The 20,952-nt window shown below is 65.2% G+C and carries 17 protein-coding genes; 4 read left to right on the forward strand and 13 right to left on the reverse strand.

The window, feature by feature from the left end; all coding sequences use genetic code 11:
* Window positions 1–46: 46 nt before the first annotated feature.
* The 4 genes from EJC47_RS13125 to EJC47_RS13140 all read right to left on the reverse strand — a co-directional run bounded on the left by EJC47_RS13125 (window position 47) and on the right by EJC47_RS13140 (window position 4,678).
* Window positions 47–1,909 (reverse strand): CocE/NonD family hydrolase, encoded by a 1,863-nt coding sequence (locus tag EJC47_RS13125; RefSeq protein ID WP_126848295.1) that lies wholly within the window; start codon window positions 1,907–1,909, stop codon window positions 47–49.
* 139 nt (window positions 1,910–2,048) lie between these two features.
* Window positions 2,049–3,017 (reverse strand): class II fructose-bisphosphatase, encoded by a 969-nt coding sequence (gene glpX / locus EJC47_RS13130; RefSeq protein ID WP_126848298.1) that lies wholly within the window; start codon window positions 3,015–3,017, stop codon window positions 2,049–2,051.
* A 177-nt stretch (window positions 3,018–3,194) separates the two neighbouring features.
* Window positions 3,195–4,016, reverse strand: a complete 822-nt coding sequence (gene dapD, locus EJC47_RS13135; RefSeq protein WP_033963686.1) for a 2,3,4,5-tetrahydropyridine-2,6-dicarboxylate N-succinyltransferase — start codon at window positions 4,014–4,016, stop codon at window positions 3,195–3,197.
* A complete protein-coding gene (locus tag EJC47_RS13140) occupies window positions 4,013–4,678 on the reverse strand; it encodes a pyrimidine 5'-nucleotidase (RefSeq protein ID WP_126848300.1) in 666 nt (221 codons plus the stop codon). Before EJC47_RS13140 ends, dapD begins: the two co-directional genes overlap by 4 nt.
* A 228-nt stretch (window positions 4,679–4,906) precedes the next feature.
* On the opposite strand from EJC47_RS13140, the gene EJC47_RS13145 reads away from it, so the two are divergent.
* Window positions 4,907–5,905: an LLM class flavin-dependent oxidoreductase gene (locus tag EJC47_RS13145; RefSeq protein WP_126848303.1), complete on the forward strand. Its 999-nt coding sequence runs from the start codon at window positions 4,907–4,909 to the stop codon at window positions 5,903–5,905.
* Between the two features lie 179 nt (window positions 5,906–6,084).
* Entirely contained in the window at window positions 6,085–6,864 is a 780-nt protein-coding gene (locus EJC47_RS13150; protein WP_126848305.1) for a TIGR00266 family protein, read from the forward strand.
* Between the two features lie 76 nt (window positions 6,865–6,940).
* Here the strand turns inward: EJC47_RS13150 and EJC47_RS13155 are convergent, their stop codons facing one another.
* The 4 genes from EJC47_RS13155 to EJC47_RS13170 are packed head-to-tail and all read right to left on the reverse strand — an operon-like array spanning window position 6,941 to window position 9,810.
* On the reverse strand, window positions 6,941–7,318 hold the full coding sequence (locus EJC47_RS13155; RefSeq protein ID WP_126848308.1) for a hypothetical protein: 378 nt from the start codon (window positions 7,316–7,318) through the stop codon (window positions 6,941–6,943).
* A 14-nt stretch (window positions 7,319–7,332) separates the two neighbouring features.
* Entirely contained in the window at window positions 7,333–8,808 is a 1,476-nt protein-coding gene (locus tag EJC47_RS13160; protein WP_409574485.1) for a sensor histidine kinase, read from the reverse strand.
* Window positions 8,808–9,473, reverse strand: coding sequence for a response regulator transcription factor (locus EJC47_RS13165; RefSeq protein ID WP_010404476.1), 666 nt, complete (start codon window positions 9,471–9,473; stop codon window positions 8,808–8,810). Before EJC47_RS13165 ends, EJC47_RS13160 begins: the two co-directional genes overlap by 1 nt.
* Before the next feature lie 31 nt (window positions 9,474–9,504).
* Window positions 9,505–9,810, reverse strand: coding sequence for a hypothetical protein (locus EJC47_RS13170; RefSeq protein WP_126848310.1), 306 nt, complete (start codon window positions 9,808–9,810; stop codon window positions 9,505–9,507).
* A 270-nt stretch (window positions 9,811–10,080) separates the two neighbouring features.
* Between EJC47_RS13170 and EJC47_RS13175 the strand changes: the two genes are divergently transcribed.
* A complete protein-coding gene (locus EJC47_RS13175; protein WP_126848312.1) occupies window positions 10,081–11,871 on the forward strand; it encodes an ABC-F family ATP-binding cassette domain-containing protein in 1,791 nt (596 codons plus the stop codon).
* 144 nt (window positions 11,872–12,015) lie between these two features.
* Here the strand turns inward: EJC47_RS13175 and EJC47_RS13180 are convergent, their stop codons facing one another.
* Genes EJC47_RS13180 through EJC47_RS13200 form a run of 5 tightly spaced genes read right to left on the reverse strand, consistent with a single transcriptional unit; the run spans window position 12,016 to window position 19,697 of the window.
* Entirely contained in the window at window positions 12,016–12,828 is an 813-nt protein-coding gene (locus tag EJC47_RS13180; protein WP_126848314.1) for a DUF815 domain-containing protein, read from the reverse strand.
* Between the two features lie 40 nt (window positions 12,829–12,868).
* Window positions 12,869–14,914, reverse strand: coding sequence for a tetratricopeptide repeat protein (locus EJC47_RS13185; protein WP_126848316.1), 2,046 nt, complete (start codon window positions 14,912–14,914; stop codon window positions 12,869–12,871).
* On the reverse strand, window positions 14,907–16,256 hold the full coding sequence (gene prsR / locus EJC47_RS13190; RefSeq protein WP_033963690.1) for a PEP-CTERM-box response regulator transcription factor: 1,350 nt from the start codon (window positions 16,254–16,256) through the stop codon (window positions 14,907–14,909). Before prsR ends, EJC47_RS13185 begins: the two co-directional genes overlap by 8 nt.
* Complete coding sequence (gene prsK / locus EJC47_RS13195) at window positions 16,253–18,304, reverse strand: XrtA/PEP-CTERM system histidine kinase PrsK (protein WP_126848318.1); 2,052 nt, start codon at window positions 18,302–18,304, stop codon at window positions 16,253–16,255. Before prsK ends, prsR begins: the two co-directional genes overlap by 4 nt.
* 4 nt (window positions 18,305–18,308) lie before the next feature.
* Window positions 18,309–19,697 carry a TIGR03013 family XrtA/PEP-CTERM system glycosyltransferase gene (locus tag EJC47_RS13200; protein WP_126848320.1) on the reverse strand — a complete coding sequence of 463 codons (1,389 nt, stop codon included), beginning with the start codon at window positions 19,695–19,697 and terminating at the stop codon, window positions 18,309–18,311.
* A gap of 173 nt (window positions 19,698–19,870) precedes the next feature.
* On the opposite strand from EJC47_RS13200, the gene EJC47_RS13205 reads away from it, so the two are divergent.
* Window positions 19,871–20,935 (forward strand): mannose-1-phosphate guanylyltransferase/mannose-6-phosphate isomerase, encoded by a 1,065-nt coding sequence (locus EJC47_RS13205; protein ID WP_185867672.1) that lies wholly within the window; start codon window positions 19,871–19,873, stop codon window positions 20,933–20,935.
* Window positions 20,936–20,952 lie beyond the last annotated feature (17 nt).

A 20,952-nucleotide genomic window follows, 5' to 3' on the forward strand; every position in this document is an offset into this window, starting at 1 on the left:
CGCGCCAGCCGCTTGCTACGGCGCGATCCGGCGTGGGCGGGAGACTCTACCGCACTACCGGCAGCACGATCTTCGATCCGGCGCACACCTGCTGCGTGGCCTTGACGAAATCGGCAGGCGTGGCGCGGGCGATGTTGGGGACGAAGTTTTGCGGGTTGCGGTCGATTACCGGGAACCAGCTCGACTGCACCTGCACCATGATGCGGTGGCCTTTCAGGAAGACATGGTCGTGCTCGCGCAAGGGCACGTCCCAGTGCGTCACCTTGTTCGGCACCAGCGCTTGCGGTGTGGTGTCGCTGGCGAGGAAACGGCCGCGGCGGACGTCCATCGCGATCGGCAATTGGTAGCCGTTGAGCGACTTGGCATAATCGCCGGGCTTGGGATGTTCGGGCGGCTTGACCGCATCTTCGGGATAGACGTCGATCAGCTTGACGACGAAATCGCTGTCGGTGCCGCTGGTGGCGGCGGCGAGCTCGGCGAGCACGCTGCCCGTCACCGTCAGATCGGCATCAAGCGGCGCGCTGGTGTAGCTCAGCACATCGGGGCGGCCCTGTAGGAAGCGTTGGTCGGCGGCTTCCCACCACGACCAATCGGGCGAGAGATAGGTGCCCGACATCGGGCGCGGGCGGAAGGGGACGGGGTTGGCCGGATCCGACACATAGTCGCGGCAGCCTTCGCTGGCGGCGGGTGCGGTGAAGGAGAGCGAGCCATCGGCGTGGAGATAGAGGTCGGTCGCTTTTGCGCCGGGCACGGGCCAGCCGGGATAGCTTTTCCACGTCCAGCTCCCGCTCTGGAAGCTCTTCACCCCCGAGGTCGGGCGCGGGCCGGTGCCGTGCAACCAATAGGCGAAGAACGGCGCCTGGATCTGTTCCTGGAATTGTGGGCCGCTCGGCACGCCGTACGGGATTGGTCCCAGCGCGGCGGTCGGGCCTTGCCACCAGCCATGCGCCCATGGCCCCGCCACCATCGTCGCCAGATGATCGGGGTCGTTCTGCGCTTGCTTGAAATAGATCTGCCAGGAGCCCCACGGGTCTTCCTGATCCCAATAGCCCGCGACGTTGAGCGTCGGCACCGTCGTCTTGCCGAGTTTGTCGCTCCAGCGCTGATCGGTGTAGAAGCGATCGTGATTGGGATGGTCGAGCAGGGCAGTGAACATCGGCACCTGGCCCTTGAACACTTGCCGGTCGATTTCCGCGACCGGGCCTTTGCTCAGGAACCAGTCATAGGTGTCGTAGCGGTCATACTGAAAGTCGGTGTCCTTGGTCTTGTCGAGCTGGAGCATCGACAGCCAGTCGGTCGCGTAGCTGAGGCGCAGCGCGCCACCCCGGTGGAGATCGTCCGACTTCCAATAATCGATCCAGGCGGCTTGCGGGCTGACCGCCTTCAGCGCGGGGTGCGGGCCGATCAGCGCGACGGCGGCAGCGAAGCCGGGGTAGGACACGCCCCACATGCCGACCTTGCCGGTGTTGCCCTGCACATGCTTCACCAGCCAGTCGATGCTGTCATAGGCATCGGTCGATTCATCGGTGACCTTGGGTTGGCCGGGATGGACCGCAGTCGACAGCGTGAACACGCCGTCCGATTTGAAGCGACCGCGCATCGACTGGTAGACGTAGATATAGCCGTCTTTGTCGAGCGAGACCTGGTTGCCGGGGACCTTGGCCGGGGGCGCATCGGGCACGCCATAGGGGGTGCGCTGGAACAGGATCGGCAGCGGGCCGGTCTTGCCGCGTGGCCGCAGGATGACGGTTTGTAGCCGCGCGCCATCGCGCATCGGGACCATCACTTCTTCATAGCTGTAGGGGGATTGCGCTTGCGCTGCGGGAGCCGGGGCGGCTTGCGGGCGAGCGACGAGCGCGACCGGGAGCAGCGCGGCACTGGCCGCGAGAAGGATTTTCAGTGTTCGCATAACGCCCCCAAACTCCACACCCGTCACCCCGGCCTTGTGCCGGGGTCCACGGTGCCGCGAATCTTTACGTTCGGAATGTGCGGCACGGTGGATGCCGGGACAAGCCCGGCATGACGGATTTCGGGTAGGCCGTTTCGCCTCAGATGCGGTGTTCGCCCTTGACCCAGCGCACCGTGCCCGAGCTGGCGCGCATCACCACGCTTTCGGTGGTCATCACATGGCCCTTGCGCTTGACGCCTGCGAGCAGCGACCCATCGGTGACGCCGGTTGCCGCGAAGATGCAATCGCCGCGCGCGAGCTCGGTCAGATCATATTGCTTGTCGAGTTCGGTCACGCCCCATTTGGCGGCGCGGGCGCGCTCATCATCGTTGCGGAACAGCAGTCGGCCCTTGAACTGCCCGCCGACGCAGCGCAGCGCCGCTGCCGCCAGCACGCCCTCGGGCGCGCCACCCGCACCCATATAGATGTCGATGGTGGTGTCGGGGTTGGTGGTCGCGATCACGCCCGCGACGTCGCCATCGCCGATCAGCATGATGCCGCAGCCGACTTCGCGCAGTTCGGCGATCAGTTTCTGGTGGCGCGGGCGATCGAGCACGCAGGCGATGATCTCGCGCGGTTCCACCCCCTTGGCAGCGGCGAGCGCGCGGACATTCTCCGTCGGCGATTTGTCGAGATCGATAATGCCCTCGGGATAGCCCGGGCCGCAGGCGATCTTGTCCATGTACACGTCGGGGGCGTTGAGTAGCCCGCCTTCCTCGGCGATGGCGAGCACGGCGAGGCTGTTTGGGCCGGCGGTGGCGCAGATCGTGGTGCCCTCCAGCGGATCGAGTGCGATGTCGATCTTGGGGCCCTTGCCGATCGCCGAGCCGACTTTCTCGCCGATGAACAGCATCGGCGCTTCGTCGCGCTCGCCCTCGCCGATCACCACGGTGCCGTCCATATAGAGGTTGTTGAGCGCGGCGCGCATTGCCTCGACCGCCGCTGCGTCCGCAGCCTTTTCATCCCCGCGCCCGGTCAGCTTCGACGCGGCAATCGCCGCCGCTTCGGTGACGCGCACCATTTCCAGCACGAGGACTCGGTCGAGCGTTTTGGAGCGGGTGGTGTTCATCGGGAATCCTCTTATGGTTTGTTTCGTTTGCGTGGCGGTTAGCAGAGCCTTTGCGTGTGTCGAGCCGGATTTCCCCTCCCGCGAGCGGGAGGGGTTAGGGGAGGGACGTGTCCGTAGCATTGCGCTTGTCGTAGACTGCCCTCCCCCGGCCCCTCCCTTTCAGGGAGGGGAGGAGATTCAGTCCCGCAGCAATTCGTTGATGCTGGTCTTGCTGCGCGTTTGCGCGTCGACGCGCTTGACGATGACCGCGCAATAGAGCGCGGGCTTGCCGTCGCCGCCGCCCATGCTGCCGGGCACGACCACCGCATAAGGCGGCACTTCGCCGCGATACACGTCGCCGGTCGCGCGGTCGACGATCTTGGTCGAGGCACCGAGATAGACGCCCATCGACAGCACCGCGCCTTCGCCGACGCGCACGCCCTCGGCCACTTCGCTGCGCGCGCCGATGAACGCGCCGTCGCCGATGATCACCGGATCGGCCTGGAGCGGTTCGAGCACGCCGCCAATCCCCGCGCCGCCCGAGATGTGCACGTTCTTGCCGATCTGCGCGCAGGAACCGACCGTCGCCCAGGTGTCGACCATCGTGCCTTCGCCGACATAGGCACCGATATTGACGAAGCTCGGCATCAGGATCGCGCCCTTGCCGATGAAGCTGCCGCGCCGCGCGACCGCACCCGGTACGACACGGAAGCCGCCCGCGCGGAACTCGGCCTCGCCCCAGCCGGCGAATTTGGAGGGCACCTTGTCGAACGCGGGCGCGCCGCCAGCGCCGCCCTCGACCAGGCTGTTATCGTTGAGGCGGAAGGAGAGCAGCACCGCCTTTTTGAGCCACTGATTGACTGTCCAGCCGTCGCCCTCGGGTTCGGCGACGCGCACCGCGCCCGCACCCAATTGGTCGAGCACGCTGTCAACTGCGTCGCGCACCGCGCCCGTGGTGCCAAACCCGATCGTGTCGCGCGCGTCCCATGCGGCTTCGATCGTGTGCTGCAGATCGCTCATGCTTCCCCCATATGCTCGTGAAGCCACGCCGTCACATCGGCGCAGGTAAAATCGATATAGCTGCGGTCCTCGTCCGGCCCCTGTTCGGAGCCATTGTCGACCCACACCGTCGTCATGCCGATCGCCTTGGCGGGCGCGAGGTTGCGGGCCATGTCCTCGAAGAAGATCGCCTCGGCGGGCGCGATGTCGAACGCCGCGCACAGCCCGGCATAAGCCGAGGCTTGCGGCTTGGGCAGCAAGTCCATCGCATGGATGTCGTGGATCGCCTCGAAGCTTTCGCCCAGGCCCAGCCGCCCGAGCACGCGCGTGGCATACGGCGTGTCGGCATTGGTGAAGACGATCTTGCGCCCCGGCAGCCGCGCGATGGCAGCGGCGAGCGGGGCATTTTCTTCGAGCACGTCCATTTCGATGTCGTGGACGAAATCGAGGAATGCGTGCGGGTCGACGTCATGCTCGGCCATCAGCCCGGCGAGCGTGGTGCCGTGGCCGTGGAAATAGCCCTTCTGAATGCGGCGGGCCTCGACCAGATCGACCTCGAACTTGGCGGCGATATAGGCACCCATCTTGGCGTCGATCTTGTCGAACAGCCGCGCGCTCGCGGGATAGAGCGTGTTATCCAGATCGAAGATCCAGGTGCGGATATGGGCGAGGCGCGGGTCCATGTCGCGCAGGCTCTAAGCGGGGTGGGCGAGGGGGGCAAGGCGTGGAGTGCGGAAAGCCCCTCACCTTCAGGGGAGGGGTTGGGGTGGGGCCGTCCAGCAAACGCTGCGCCCAGACCATAGCGTCGAAGCGGGCATCAAGCCCGCTCCGCCGCCGCTACCCCACCCCCAAACCCCTCCCCTGAAGGGGAGGGGCTTTGAAACACCCGCTGGCCTCCCCACATCCCTCTTATGACCCAATATTCCCTGCTCGATCTCGTCCCCGTCATCGAAGGCGGCAGCGTTGCGCAAGCCTTGGCCAATGCCGCCGACCTTGCCGCGCATGTCGAGCGGCTCGGTTTCACACGCTATTGGACCGCCGAACATCACGGCATGACCGGCATTGCCAGCGCGGCGACATCGGTGGTGCTGGCGCATATCGGCAACGCTACGTCCTCCATCCGCATCGGTGCGGGCGGGATCATGCTGCCCAACCATGCGCCGCTCGCCATTGCCGAACAGTTCGGCACGCTCGACGCGCTGTTTCCGGGGCGGATCGACCTGGGGCTCGGCCGGGCTCCGGGATCGGACCAGATCGTCGCGCGCGCGATGCGCCGCAACCTCGACAGCGACGCCAATGCCTTTCCGCAGGATGTGATGGAGCTGCAAAGCTATTTCGCCGATGACGGCCAGACCGGCATTCGCGCGACACCGGGGGCGGGGGCGGATGTGTCCTTGTGGATCCTGGGATCGAGCACGTTCGGTGCGCAACTCGCCGCGATGCTGGGCTTGCCGTATGCTTTCGCGTCGCACTTCGCGCCCGATGCGCTGATGGCGGCGATCGACGTTTATCGCCGCACCTTCCGGCCGTCGGCTGCGCTGGCCAAGCCCTATGTGATGGCGGGCTTCAACGTGTTTGCCGCCGACACGGATGAGGAAGCGGAATTGCTGGCGAGTTCGCAGCAACAGGCGTTCGTCGCCCTGCGCACCGGCAACCCACGGCAATTGCCGCCGCCGGTGGCGGGTTACCGCGCGAGCCTGGGGCCGCAGGGCGCGGCGATCCTCGATCATGTCTTGTCCTGCTCGGCCGTGGGCAGCCCGGCCAAGGTCGCGCGCGAGATCGCCGCGTTCGTCGCGCGCACCGGGGTGGATGAACTGATGATCGCGAGCTCTATCTTCGACCATGCAGCGCGCAAACGGAGTTTGGAAATCACGGCGCGGGCGATGCAGGACATCGCCGTCGCCGCCTGACCCCGTTCCGGTACCCCGGCCTTGTGCCGGGGTCCACCGCACCGCACTCCCTGCCGCCGGAGAATGCGCAGCACGGTGGACCCCGGGACAAGCCCGGGGTGACGGGGGTGATAGGTCCCGGTATTTCATCGCCGCTCAAGCCGTGTTACATAAGTGCATCACTGTCGAAGGATGGCTCGATGCGCTACGAGATTTCCGGCACCGTCATGCAGACCGTCTCGATCGATCTGTCGCCGGGCGAACGGATCGTAAGCCAGACCCACGCCATGGCGTGGATGAGCGACGGCATCACGATGGACACGCATACCGGCGGCGGGCTGTTCGCGGGGTTGAAGCGCGCGCTGTCGGGCGGCAGTATCTTCATTACCGAATATGGTGCGGAGCGCCCCGGCCATGTCGCCTTTGCGCCGCGCTTCCCCGGCACCATCATCGCGCGCGAATTGCGTAGCGGGGAATCGCTGATTTGCCGCAAGGAAACCTTCCTGTGCGCAGAATATTCGGTGTCGCTGGAAATCGCCTTCCAGCAGCGCCTCGGTGCGGGGGTGTTTGCGGGCGAGGGTTTCATCCTGCAGCGCGTGACCGGGCCGGGCACGGTGTTCCTCGATCTGTCGGGCGAAGTGATCGAGAAGACGCTCAGCCCCGGCGAACGGCTGCGCGTCCATGCCGGGCATATCGGGATGCAGGAGCCGACCGTCTCGACCGACATCCAGATGGTGCGCGGCTTCCGCAATATCCTGTTCGGCGGGGAGGGGCTGTTTCTCGCGACGCTGACCGGGCCGGGCAAGATCTGGCTGCAATCGATGCCGATCCTGAACCTGGCCGAGGAAATCGCGCGGCACTTGCCCAGCAACGAAGCGCGCGATGCGGGCGTGGGGGCGGGCGTCGGGCGACTGGTCGGCGGCGGTGCGGCGGGCGCGGTGGTCGGGGGATTGCTCGGCGGGTTGTTGGGGAATGAGTGAGGGGTGGGTTTGGTGGATGGCAGACCTCAGAAGGGACTGCTGCGGTTGAAAATGCTCAGAGTGCGGACAAGGTAAATTATCGCCTTCTAATCCAATCTGCTAACGCCCAAGCCAATGCCATTCCGGCTACGGTAGAAAACGTCGCCATCGTCGAAAGAATACTCCAGAAATGGTCGGAACTCGCATTGGCCAACGTGAGTAGTTTTGTTTTATCCTCCGCGCTGTAGGACTGATTGCGAAGTATTTCCACGATCGCATCGTCAACCTTGCCGCTGCCTGCAGCGCGCGTGAATATAACAGTCGCAATCGAACCGCTGATCGCCGAAAGGACAGGGATAACACCAAAGAGGATAATTCTCTCACGTTTGCTCTGCTCTGCCATAATCGCAAGATGCATTTTTTGCGTAGATGCCGCAAGACGGTTGGCTGTCGGAACGTCTGCAAGTGGGTGCAACCAGGTGTTCCGCCTCAATTCGCGGCCGGCAACCTTAACCGCACCAGCAACCCGCCCAGATCCTCGCTCTCCTCAAGGCTGACCGTGCCCTCGTAAATCTCGGCCACGTCGCGGACGATCGCCATGCCGAGGCCGGTGCCGGGTTTGCCCGAATCGAGCCGCACGCCGCGATCGAAGATGCGGATACGCTCTTCCTCGGGGATGCCGACGCCGTCATCCTCGATCAGGAATTCGACAAAGCCCGAATGCTTGGACACGGTGACGAACACGCTGCCGCCGCCATATTTCGCGGCATTCTCGATCAGATTGCCGAGCATTTCGTCGAGATCCTGCCGCTCGACATGGACTTGCAAGTCCTTGGGACCCGAAGTGTCGATGCGGACGTGGCGATACAGCACGCCGACCGCGCGCTCAACCGATTCGAGGCTGGGCCACACGTCCGCCCGGCTATGCGCCGACCCACGCCGGCCGACCGCGCGGGCGCGGGCGAGATGGTGGTCGACCTGGCGGCGCATCGTCCGCGCTTCGCGTACCACCGTCTCACCGAGATCGTCGGCCTGTGCCGTCGCGGCGTTCATGATGACGGTGAGCGGCGTCTTCAGCGCGTGCGCCAGATTGCCCGCGTGGCGGCGGGCTTCCTCGGCCTGGCGTTCGTTATGTGCGATCAGGCCGTTCAATTCCTCGACCATCGGCGCGACCTCGATCGGCATGGGGCGCTCGATCTGGCGTGATTTGCCCGCGCGCATCCGGGCGATTTCCTCGCGCACCTTGCGCAATGGCCACAGCCCGTAAAAGGTCTGCAACGCCGCCATCACGATCAAGCCGAAGCCGAGCAGCGCGAAGCTGCGCACCAGCGTCTTGCGCAACACCTTGATCTGCGCGTCTAACCCCTCGCGATTTTGCGCGACCTGGAAGCGCCAGCGCACCTTGGAGCCGGGCAGCGTCGCGTCGCGCTCGACGATGCGCAGCCGCTCGGGATTGTCTGTGCGGGGATCGACGAACTGGTCGCTGTCATAGGCATGGATGCCGAGATCATTATGCGCGCTGCCATAAGCGAGGCGGCGATCCCATAGCGAACGCGACGGATAGGGTTCCTGCCCCGGCGCGCTGATCTGGTAATAAAGGCCCGAATTGGGTTCGAGGAAGCGCTGGTCGGCGAGTTCGCGATTGTTGAACACCTCGCCTTGCGGCCCGATTTCCGCCGAAACGATCAGCGCGTTCAACACATATTCGAGCTGGTCGTCGAAATTCTGGGTGATTGCGGTGGTCAGCACCCGGTCCAGCGCGAAGCCGCCGCCGGTCAGCAACAACAGAATCCACCCCGCCGCGATCAGGATCATGCGGCGGCTGAGCGAACCCGTCGTGCGCGTCGGGATCGTCGCTCGCGGCTCGGTGTCGAGCGGCGGTAGCGGAGCGGGCACAGGCTCGTGCGCCACCGCGCTCTCGGCCGCCGGAATGACGGCGAGATCGGTGCCCGGCGCGTCAGCCATTATGCATCCGGATCTTCAAGGCTGTAGCCAAGCCCGCGAATGGTGGTGATGACGTCCTGCCCGAGCTTCTTGCGGATGCGGGTGACGAACACTTCGATCGTGTTCGAATCGCGGTCGAAATCCTGGTCGTAAATATGCTCGATCAGCTCGGTGCGGCTGACCACCTTGCCCTTGTGGTGGAGCAGATAGCTGAGCAATTTATATTCCTGCGCGGTCATCTTGACCGGCTCGCCCGCCAGCGTGACCTTGCCGCTCCGCGTGTCGAGCCGCACATCGCCTGCGGTCAGTTCCGACGAGGCATTGCCCGAGGCGCGGCGGATCAGCGCGCGCAGGCGGGCGATCAATTCCTCCGACTGGAACGGCTTGGCGACATAATCGTCTGCCCCGGCATCGAGCCCGGCGACCTTGTCGGACCAGCTGTCGCGCGCCGTCAGCACCAGCACGGGGGCGGTGCGGCCTTCCTTGCGCCAGCGGTCGAGCACGGTGAGGCCGTCGATTTCGGGGAGGCCGAGATCGAGGATGATCGCGTCGTAATTCTCGGTCGAGCCCATGAAATGGCCTTCCTCGCCATCGGTGGCAAGGTCGATCGCATAACCTGCCCCCTCCAGCGTCGCCTTCAATTGCTGGCCGAGATTGGGTTCGTCCTCGACGATCAGAACACGCATGAAAGTTCCCCTTGAACGGCGCTGGCCGCGTTCAGTTGCTGGTGCGGCCGAGGATCTGGCCGGAACGCCCGTCCACCTCGACCCAGATGACGGTTCCATCGCGCAGGAACTTGAGCGTGTAAATCCCGCGATCTGGTTCGAAATCAAAGCCGAGATACTGGCTGCCGCGCATCGATGGCAACACGCGCCCTTCGATTTCCTTGAGCGGAAGGATGCGGCCTTCCTGGCGCGCGCGCCACGCCTCACGCTGATCCGCGCGCTGGAGTTGCACGCCGTCGGCCGGCAGCGGTGCCGTCGCGGTCGCCAGTCCGAGCAGGATGGGTAGGAGCATTGTCATGGGATTGGCATAGGCACGCAGCGTTGAACAGCCTGTGAATGGCGAAAGGCGGCAGTCGGCTTTGCCCGACGGACTCGCCTGGGGCCGGTTTCAATCCTTCTCCCTGTGGGAGAAGGTGGCGCGAAGCGCCGGATGAGGGTGATCTGGGTGCACGCCGCATAGCGGATCACCCTCACCCTCCCACCGCTTCGCGGCGGGCCCCTCCCTCTCCCGATGGGAGAGGGGTATCCCGGCTTGCTCGCAAGCGCCTATCCCCGTAACGCCCCCCTCATGGCTGCACCAATTCTCGCATATGAAAATCTCGGCGTCATTCAAGGCTCGGGCTGGTTGTTTCGTGGGCTCGATATTCATATCGGGCCGCGCGACCGGCTGGCGCTGATCGGGCGTAATGGCGCGGGCAAGACGACCTTGCTCAAATTGCTCGGCGGCAAGATCGATTCGGACGAGGGTCGCCGCACGATCGTGCCCGGCACGCGCGTGATCCAGCTCGAGCAGGAACCGGCGATGACCGGCTTTGCGACGCTCGCCGATTATGTGCTGGCGGGCGACGACGCGCCGCAGCGTTATGAAGCGGAGGCGATCGCCGACCAGCTTGGCATCGACTTGACGCGCGAAGCGGCCAAGGCCTCGGGCGGTGAGCGCCGCCGCGCCGCGATCGTGCGCGCCTTTGCGCAGAACCCCGATGTGCTGCTGCTGGACGAGCCGACCAACCATCTCGACATTGGCGCGATCGAATGGATCGAGGAATGGCTCCAGCGTTTTCGCGGTGCCTTTGTCGTCATCAGCCACGACCGCACCTTCCTGACCAAGCTGACCAAGCAGACGCTGTGGATGGACCGGGGCAATTTGCGGCGCGCCGAAATCGGCTTTGGCGGGTTCGATGCGTGGACCGAGCAAGTCTATGCCGATGAGCAGCGCAATGCCGAGAAGCTCGACGCCAAGCTGAAGCTGGAGGAGCATTGGCTGCTGCGCGGCGTCACCGGGCGGCGCAAGCGCAACCAGGGCCGCTTGACCAAGCTGGTCGAGATGCGCGCCGAACGCGCGGCGATGGTCGGGCCGCAGGGCTCGGCCAACCTCACCATTGGCAGCGACGATGCGCGCTCCAAAGTGGTGATCGACGCCAAGCATATCTCCAAGGCGTTTGGCGACCGCACCATCATCCGCGATTTGTCGCTGCGCGTGACGCGCAAGGACCGCATCGGCATCGTCGGCGCGAACGGTGCAGGCAAATCGACCCTGCTCAAGCTGCTGACGGGCGAATTGGAGCCCGATAGCGGCACGATCCGCTTCGCCAAGACGATCGAGCGGATCGTGATCGACCAGCAGCGCAGCAAGATGGCGCCCGACAAGACCATCCGCGACGTGCTCGCCGATGGCGGCGACTGGATCGAGGTGCAGGGCATTCGCAAGCATGTCGTCGGCTATTTGAAGGAATTCCTGTTCGAGCCGGGCGTGCTGGATGCCAAGATCGGCACGCTGTCGGGCGGTGAGCGCTCGCGCCTGTTGCTGGCGCGCGAATTCGCCAAGCCGTCCAACCTGCTGGTGCTGGACGAGCCGACCAACGATCTCGACCTCGAAACGCTCGATCTGCTGCAGGATGTGATCGGCGATTATGATGGCACCGTGCTGATCGTCAGCCATGACCGCGACTTCCTCGATCGCACGGTGACGATCACGCTCGGGCTCGACGGGTCGGGTACGGTCGATGTCGTGGCGGGCGGCTATGAGGATTGGGAGCGCCGTCGCAAGGCCGCCGCGCCGACCAAGCGCGGCGCGATCGCCAGGAATGCAACCTCGGCTGCCGCGCCGCCGCCGCCGGGCACCAAGGTCAAGCTGACCTATAAGGACCAGCGCGACTACGAATTGCTGCCCAAGCGGATCGAGGCGCTTGATGCCGCGATCGCGCGTGACCAGGCGTTGCTGGAAGACCCCGATCTCTACACGCGCGACCCGGCGTTGTTCGAGCGGCTGATGGAAGCGATCGGCCAGGCGCAGGAAGACAAGAACGCGGCGGAATTGCGCTGGCTGGAACTGGCCGAGATGGTGGAGAGCCTCGCCTAAATCCTCCCCGGAACGGGGAGGGGGACCCTGAGCATTCAGCGAAGGGTGGAGGGGGCGTGCCGCAGGCGCTCCGCCCGTTGATGCCCCCCTCCACCATCCGGCTGAAGAAGCCGGATGGTCCCCTCCCCGTGCCGGGGAGGATTGTTAGGTCAGCGCTCGCCCGTTTCGGCCCGCGAGATCGACGATGTAATGCCACGCCACGCGGCCCGAGCGCGCGCCGCGCCGCGTTGCCCAGCCGACCGCATCGCCCGGATCGAACGGCAAATCATACGCCTGGGCATAACCGGCGACGATGGCGAGATAGCCGTCCTGGTCGACGACGTGGAAACCGAGGCTGAGGCCGAAGCGATCGGCCAGCGCCAGCGCATCGTCGGCGGCGTCGCGCGGGTTTACGGCGGTCGGCTGGTCGATCATCTCGCGCGGCACCAGATGGCGGCGGTTCGAGGTGACGACGAGCCGCGCATTGGCGGGCCGCGCCTCCGCCCCGCCATCGAGCATCGAGCGCAGCGCGCGCCCATCGGCGGCGGCGTCGAAGCCGAGATCGTCGAGGAACAGCAGGAAGGCGCGCGGCACATCGGCGATCTGCGCGAACAAGCCGGGCAGGGTGTCGAGCTGCCCGGTGACGACTTCGATCAGCGCGAGCGCGCCGCCCTCAGCCTGCACCGTGCCCGTCACCGCCTTGACCAGTGCCGATTTGCCGGTGCCGCGCGCGCCCCATAGCAGCACGTCATGCGCGGCTGCTCCGTCTGCGAGATGGCGGGCATTGGCATGCATCGCCGCCTTTTGCGCGTCGATTCCGTGCAGGCGGTCCAGCGGCAAGGGCCGAAAATCGCGCACCGGCTCCAGCACCGTGCCGCGCCAGACATAGGCCGGGTGCGCCAGCGGATCGGCGCTTGAGGGTGGTGGCGGGGCCAGCCGTTCGAGCGCGGCGGCGATGCGGGCGAGGGGATCGGTCATGTGGCCGCATGTTTAGCCGCGCGCGGCCTCGTGTGGCAAACTATCCCAACGCCTTGAGCGCCGCTGCGGCTGCTACGCGGTCGCCAAAGGCGGGGTCGGCGAGTGCCGCGCGGATTTGCGTCGCGGCTTCGGCGGTGCGGTCGAGATCGGCATAGGCCTGCCCCAAATGCCAGCGCAGATCGGCGCGGCCGGGCGCGATCGACGCCGCTTTTTCCAGCAATTGCAGCGCGGGTTCGCTCTTGCCCTGCTGGTACAGCGCCCAACCATAGGCATCGCTGGCGGCAGGGTTCATCGGGGCAAGCGCATAGGCCGCCTTGCCATAGATCGTGCCGGTATCAGCGTCTCCGGCCCCGGTATAGGCATAGGACAATTCGGCCAGCAGCGCGGTATCGCGGTCACCGATGCGCCCGCGCAGCTCCTCCAGCGTGTCGATCGCGGCATCCCAATCCTGCGCCGCGATTTGCCAATGGCCGATCAAGCGCCGTGCCGTGATATTTTGCGGGTTTTGCGACGCGAACAGCGCGAGCACCTTGCCCGCCTCGGCGTGCCGGTTGGCATGGTCGAGCGCATCGACCACGCGCAACAGGGTCGGTTCGTCAAAGCGCAGGTCGGCGGCATGGCGATAGGCGTCGGCGGCGTCGCCATAGCGGTTCACCGCCATCAACGTGTCGCCGAGCGCGAGATAGGCAGGCGGCGCACCCGGCGTCAGCCGCACCAGCGCCTGCGCCTTGGCCAGCGCCGCGGCAGTATCGCCCGCCTCGATCAGCCCGCGGATCAGCGTGAGCTGCGCGACTGGTTCTGCGGGGGCAGCGCTGGCGGCGTCGTTCAGCGCCGACAAACCGTCATCGATGCCGAACGGCGCGGAGCCGACCGCGCTCGGCAGGGCCGAACGATCGAGATATTTCGCAGCCCAATCGCGCTCGCCCGTTTGTTCGAAGGCGCGCGCGACCAGAGCGAGTGTGTAGCTGTCGGCATCGGCGCGCAGCGCGACCGGGCGCAACACATCGAGCGCGCCTTGCGGATCGCCCGAGCGCAGCAAGGCTGCACCAAGCAGGCGGCGCGCGGTAATGTTGGTAGGCTGTTGCCCAACCAGCACACGCCAATCGTCGATCGCTTGCTGATAGGCCCCGGCTTTATAGGCGAGCGTCCCCGATAACAGCCGCGCGCCGGGCATCGCGTTCAATTGCCCGCCGGTGCGCGCAAGCAAGGTGCGGGCGAGATCGTCTTTACCCGCCCGTGCTGCCAGCACCGCCTGAAGATACAAGGCTTGCGGGCTGCCCGGCCGCGCGGCCAAGGCCTTGCGCGTCGCCGCCAGCATATCGGTATAGCGCCCGACATCGCCGAGTGTGGCGGCATATTCGATCAGCGCAGGATGATAATAAGCGTCATGCCCCAGCGCATTTTCAAACCACGGCAGTGCGGCGATCAAGCCATATTGGCCGCGCACCAATTCGCCGCGCAGCGTGATTGCCTCGACATTATCGGCATCGAGATCGACCGCGCGCTGTGCCGATTCGATCGCGCCCGCAATGTCCCCCGCTTGATATTTGATGCGCCCGAGGTCGGACCAGGCGAAGCTGTCCTTGGGCGCATCGGCGAGCAGGGTACTGAGCGCGGCTTGTGCGCCTGCGACATCGCCCTGCGCCGCCAGCGCGCGCGCGCCGATGCGGATGGCATAGCCGCTATAAGGCGCACCTGCCTTGGCGGCTTCGGTCAGCGCGCGGTTCGCGTCGCCCTGTAGCAACCACGCATGGGCGTAAAGCTGGTGCGCCCGTGCCGGATCGAACCCGGCGTCGCGCGCGCGGCCAAGCTCACCCTCTGCTGCCACCCCGTCGCCAATCGCAAGGAAGCTGCGCGCGAGCATCGCATGGGCCAGGCCCCAGCTTGGATCGGCCTTGATCGCGGCTTGGGCGTGGCTGCGCGCGGCGCTGTAATTGCCGGCCTTCAGCAAGCGCACGCTGAGCGCGAGTTCGGTGCGCGCGCTCGCGGCATCGGCATGGGCCGGGCCAGTCGCCGCGACCGCGATCAGTGCGGCGCTGGTTATCGCGGCGAGGGTGCCGATGGCGATCGAAAGGGATTTACGCATGGAGATCGTAGCTCTTTAGCAAATCGTACAGGGTCGGTCGGCTGACCCCTAGCAGCTTGGCGGTATTCGAAATGTTACCCTCGGCGCGGGCGAGTGCTTGCGCGATCGCCGAGCGATCGGCGCTTTCGCGCGCGGCGCGCAGGTTGAGCGGCAATTCGGCCCCCCCTTCCGCCAGATCGAGATCGGCGGCGGTCACGAGTTTGCCCTCGGCCATGATGACCGCGCGCTTCATGCGGTTTTCCAGCTCGCGGACATTGCCCGGCCAGCCCCAAGCGGCAATCGCGGCACGGGCATCGGGTGACAGGCCGGTAACGGCGGCGTGCATCGATTTGGCGTAGCTCTTCAGGAAATGCTGCGCCAGCAACACCGCGTCACCGCTACGTTCCGCCAACGACGGGATGCGAACGACGATTTCGGCGAGACGGTAATAAAGGTCTTCGCGAAAGCTGCCGGAGGCAACCATCGCATCGACGTCCTGATGCGTGGCGCAGACGATCCGGGTATCGACGGCAATCGCCTTGCGTCCGCCGATCCGCTCGATCGTGCGCTCCTGCAGGAAGCGGAGCAATTTCACTTGCAGCGGCAGCGGAACGTCGCCGATTTCGTCGAGGAACAGCGTGCCGCCCTGCGCTTGCTCGATCTTGCCTTCGGTGGTCTTGATCGCGCCGGTAAACGCGCCCTTCTCGTGCCCGAACAATTCGCTTTCCAGCAAGGTCTCGGGGATCGCGGCGCAATTGATCGCAACGAACGCGCCACTGCGGCGCGGGCTACTGTCATGAAGCCCGCGCGCGAGCAATTCCTTGCCGGTCCCGCTCGCGCCGAGCAGCATGACCGAGACATCGGCCCCGGCGACGCGTTCGATCGTGCGGGTGACCTTCAGCATTTCCGGGCTGGCGGTAATCATGCCGCCGAGCGCCGTGCCGGTCGCGCGCGTGGCGAGGCGGCGATTTTCGGTCTCCAGCGCATGGACGTGGAACGCGCGTGCGACGATCAGGCCGAGCGCATCGATATCGATCGGTTTGGCGTAAAAGTCCCATGCGCCATCGGCAATCGCTTGCAGCGCGCTTTCGCGTGCGCCGTGGCCGGAGGCGACGATTACCTTGGTATCGGGCTTCAACCGCAGGATTTCAGCGAGCGTGGCGAACCCTTCGCTCGTGCCGTCGGGGTCTGGCGGCAGGCCGAGGTCGAGCGTCACTACGGCAGGCTCGGCTGCGCGCACTGCATCGAGTGCGGTGGCGCGGTCGATCGCGGTCAGCACCTCATACCCTTCATACGCCCAGCGGAGCTGGCGCTGGAGGCCTAAATCGTCCTCGACGATCAGGAGCTTGGGCTTGTCGGTCATGCGGCTTGTTCCAGGGTGCGCGCGTGCGCAGTCGGCAATGTAATGCAAAAGCTGGTGCCGATGCCTTCGCGACTCTCGACTGCAACGCTGCCGCCCATCGCCTCGGCAAGTTGCTTCGCCTCGAACGCGCCGATGCCGAAGCCGCCGGGTTTGGTCGAGACGAACGGCTTGAACAACTGGTCGCGTACGAAAGCCGGGCTCATCCCGCTGCCCTGATCGATCACCGTCAGCGAAACCGCCATATCCGCGATGGCGAGCGCGATGGTGACGGGTTCGGTTGGCGGGCTCGCGTCGATCGCGTTCTGGACGAGGTGGCCGAGCAGTTGCTCGACACGTGCCGGATCGGCCTTGGCGAACAGGCCCTGTGGACCGACCACCACGACCGGATGCTGGACGCGCTTGCCGCGCGCGACGGTCTCGGCCAGCGGCAACAGCTCGACCGGGCGTAGCACCTCGGCGCGCGCGCGGTGCTGTTGGGAGAGCCGGGCGAGCAAGTCGTTCATGCGCGCGGCGGAGTCTTGCAAGGTGGCGACCATGTCGACGCGAAAGTCGGGATTGTCGGCGTGGCGTTCGGCATTGCGCGCGACCAGCGTCAACTGGCTGACCAGGTTCTTGATGTCATGCAGGATGAAGGCGAAGCGCCGGTTGAACTCGTCGAAGCGCTCGGATTCGGCCAGCGCCTCCTGCGCGCGGGCCTCCGCGAGATAACTTGCCACCTGCCGCCCGGCGATGCGCAGCAGATCAAAATCTTCCCAATCGAGCGCACGGTCGAGCGGCGGGCGTGCCAGCACGATCGCCCCCTGCAAACGATCGAGATGGATCAGCGGCACCACAGCCCAGGCATCGCAGTCGATCATCCAGATCGGGATGCTTGCGGCTTCGATCGGGTCGGCGGTTTCGCTGCGCACGGTATCCAGCTCGATGATCCGGCCACTACCGGACAGGTGGGCGACCAATCGCGCATCGGCGGCACCCGTGGCGGCGTCCCAGCGCCATCCGGCTCCAATACCAAGACCATCGCCTTCGGGCACCAGCAGCAGACCTGCGGGGGAATCGGTCAGGTCGGCGACGGCCTTGACGATACGCTGGTCAAGTGGGGCTGCCCCATCGGGCTTGCCAAGCGTGTCGGTAAAACGCGTCCATTCCGTCCGATAATCATAGCGGTGGCGGAAGAAGTGCTTGGACACCTTTACCTTGGCCCAGGCGCGCAACCATGGGGAAGAGAGGATCGTCAGCCCCGCCGCAGTCGACCCGAACACGAAGGCGGTTTGCCACAGTCGGGCATTGTCGCCGCTGATGCTGGCGATCGCGCTGGTCGCCAGCAGCATACCCGCCGTGTAAAGCAGCATGACGGCAAAGGTGAGCGTCTGCCAGGCGACGGTGCGGGAGAGTTGCAGGGTCCAGTCGCCATTGCGCTGCACCGCGATCGCAAACATCGGAGCCGCCAGCACCATGACGATGCCCCGCGCTGCGATCAGACCGGCATACCATGCGCTGAATGCATAAGCGGCGGCACAGAGGAGCAGGTCGATGCTCCACATTGCCGCAAGCGCGAGGACTGCCAGGCGGATGCCGCCGCGTGCCTGTGGCGTTACCGCCGAATAGAGATGGTGAAGCAGCAGCATGGCACCGATCGCGATCATCATCCGCCACACCGCCCGGACCGCAGCGACTTGCGAAACCGTCTCCGCGCCAATCGCGGGTTCGATCACCGTCAGCGTCGCGCCGGCCAGCACAAGCACCGCGACAAGACCGTAGATGACCGAAATCGCGTGGTGTTCCGGGCCCGTGCCGCCGCGCCGGACCAGCGCGTACATGAAGCCGAGCCACGCGAGATTGCGCGCCGCTTCGGCCAGGCGTGTGACGACGTCGGTCGTGTCGATCCCTGCGACCGCCAGTGCCCACAAGGCGGTGCTGCCCAGCGCGATCACGAAGGTCAGCCGCGGCAGCGCCGTGCCCGCATCGTGCAGCCGTGACAGCGCGACGCCCGCAAACAGCAAGGCGGCCAGCGCGTGGCTCCACAGGATAAGGGTGGCGAGTGCGGTCACGGGATCAGCGCGCGCCTTCGGGCCACAAGACGACGCGCACCGTCTGCAGCAGAATCAGCAAGTCGAGAAAGGGCGAATAATTCTTGGCGTAATACAGATCATATTCGAGTTTCTGGCGGGAATCTTCGATCGACGCGCCGTAAGGATAGTTGATCTGCGCCCAGCCGGTAATGCCCGGCTTCACCATATGGCGCTCGGCATAATAGGGAATTTGCTGTTCGAGATCCTCGACGAATTGTGGTCGTTCAGGGCGTGGCCCGACGAAACTCATCTCGCCCTTGAGCACCGACCAGGTCTGCGGAAGCTCATCGATGCGCAGTTTGCGGATGATGCGCCCAATGCGGGTGATTCTTGGATCGTCTTTCTCGGCCCACACCGCTTGGCCCGCGACCTCGGCATCCTGCCGCATCGAGCGCAATTTCACGCAATCGAATCCGACGCTGTACAGGCCGACACGCCGCTGACGATAGAATGCAGGGCCTTTGCTCTCGATCTTGATGGCGATGGCGGTGATGAGAATCAGGGGGAGGGTCAAGGTCAGCAAAAGAACGCTGGCGACGATATCGAAGATCCGCTTGAACATGCTGGACAGCATCCGCCCTGACGAAAATCCGTCGGAAAAGATCAGCCAACTCGGGTTGACGCTCTGCAGGTCGACACGGCCCGTTTCGCGTTCGAGGAAGGTCGAGATTTCGTTGACGTGCACACCAGTAGTTTTGATCCGCAGCAGATCCTTGAGGGGCAGCGCGTTGCGGCGTTCCTCCAGCGCCAGCACCACTTCGCTTGCGTTGAGCAGGACGACATGGTCGGCGAGGTTATAGATTGCGTCGCGTGCGATCGCCTCGGGGATGACCCGCGCCGACTCGCTCATTGACACATAGCCGACCACCGCGAAGCCCGCGCCTGGTGCCTGCGCCAAGGCCTTTAGCCGAGCCGCCCGCGCGCCCGCGCCGAGCACGACCACGCGCCGCTTAAACACCTGTCCGCCCAGCGTTTTGCCCAGCAATATGCGTAACGCGATCAGAAGGACTGCCGCCACACCCATGCCGTAGAGCAGGTTAGACCGCCAAAAGGTGGCAGCGGGCACGATGAAGTAGATAACGCTCAGGAAAATGACGCCCAGCGAAATGGCGACCAGCAGCCGCGCCGTTGCGTAGCGCAGCGATTGCAGCGCCCCCGCCCCGTACACGCCGACCGCGATCATCGCCATTTCCAAAGACCCCGCGAAGGTCAGCAATTGCGGAATCCGCATATGCATCGGCGTCAGCGGCAGCGCGACCTGGCGCATCCGCATCGAATATCCGAGCTCCCCTGCCACGACCAGCAGGACGAGATCGAACAGCCCCAGCAAGAGCACCGCGTTGGGAATATAATGTTTGAACAGCCTGATCATTGATGCCGTACCTCGTCCGCCTTCCCGATAGCGGTGTAAACAAATCCGACAGGGGCAAGCTGCTGTCGCAGAAATTGGCAAAGAAAGGTTGAACAGAATGGATCGAGGCTGATCCAAGGCAGTTATCAACTCCGGCCGGACCCGCTATGGGTCTAGCACCAGGAGGATGATACATGCCGCAGTCCAAGCCGATCGTGCCCGTTATCCTGTCGGGCGGTTCGGGAACACGGTTGTGGCCGATGTCGACATCCGAGATGCCCAAGCAGATGTTATCGCTGACGGCCGATGAAACAATGCTGCAATTGACGGCGCAACGCGCGCGCGGGGAGCGCTTCGCCTCTCCGATCGTCGTCGCCAACGCGCGCCACGCAGGAATGGTGGAGGCACAGCTTGATGCGGTTGGCACCACGCCACAAGCCCTGATCCTGGAGCCGGTGGGGCGTAACACCGCCCCGGCGATTGCGCTGGCGGCGATTGCTGCGGGCAGTGGCGATGTGCCATTGCTGGTAATGCCGTCGGACCACGTCATTGCCGATGTCGCCGCATTCCATTCCGCCATCGCTGTCGCGCTGCCCCTGGTTGAAGCGGGCTGGCTGATTACGTTCGGGATCGATCCGCTTTCCCCCGAAACCGGCTATGGCTGGATTCGCCTTGGTGAGGAAATTTCCGAGGGTGTTCACCGGGTCGCCAAGTTCGTCGAGAAACCACCGCTCGGCGTCGCCGAGGCGATGCTCGCGGCGGGTAACCATGCGTGGAACGGCGGTATTTTCCTGTTTCGCGCCGATGCTTATCTCGCAGCGCTGGCGATCCACAATCCGGCCATTTTGGCGGCGTCGCAGCGTGCGATGGATGGAGTGCGCGGGGAAGGGACCCGGCTGTATCCCGATGCGGATGCCTTCGCGGCAGCCCCGTCGGACTCGATCGACTATGCCGTGATGGAAAAGGCTGACCGCGTTGCGGTCGTCCCTGTATCGATGGGTTGGAGCGACCTTGGCAGTTGGGATGCCCTCCATGAAATCAGCGATCGCGACCAGGACGGCAACGTCCATGCCAGTCGCGAAGGCGGCGAAGTGATCGCGATCGATACCGCCAATTGCCTGGTGCGGAGCGATGGCGCGCGCATCGCGATGGTCGGCGTGCAGGATTTGATCGTCGTCGCCAGCGGCAAAGATATCCTGATCCTGCCGCGCGGCCGCAGCCAGGAAGTGAAGGCACTGATCGAGGCGATGAAGCGCTGAACAGGCCGGGGGGCAGC

Origin of the sequence: Sphingomonas sp. TF3 (assembly GCF_003985085.1) — a bacterium.
GTDB lineage: Bacteria > Pseudomonadota > Alphaproteobacteria > Sphingomonadales > Sphingomonadaceae > Sphingomonas.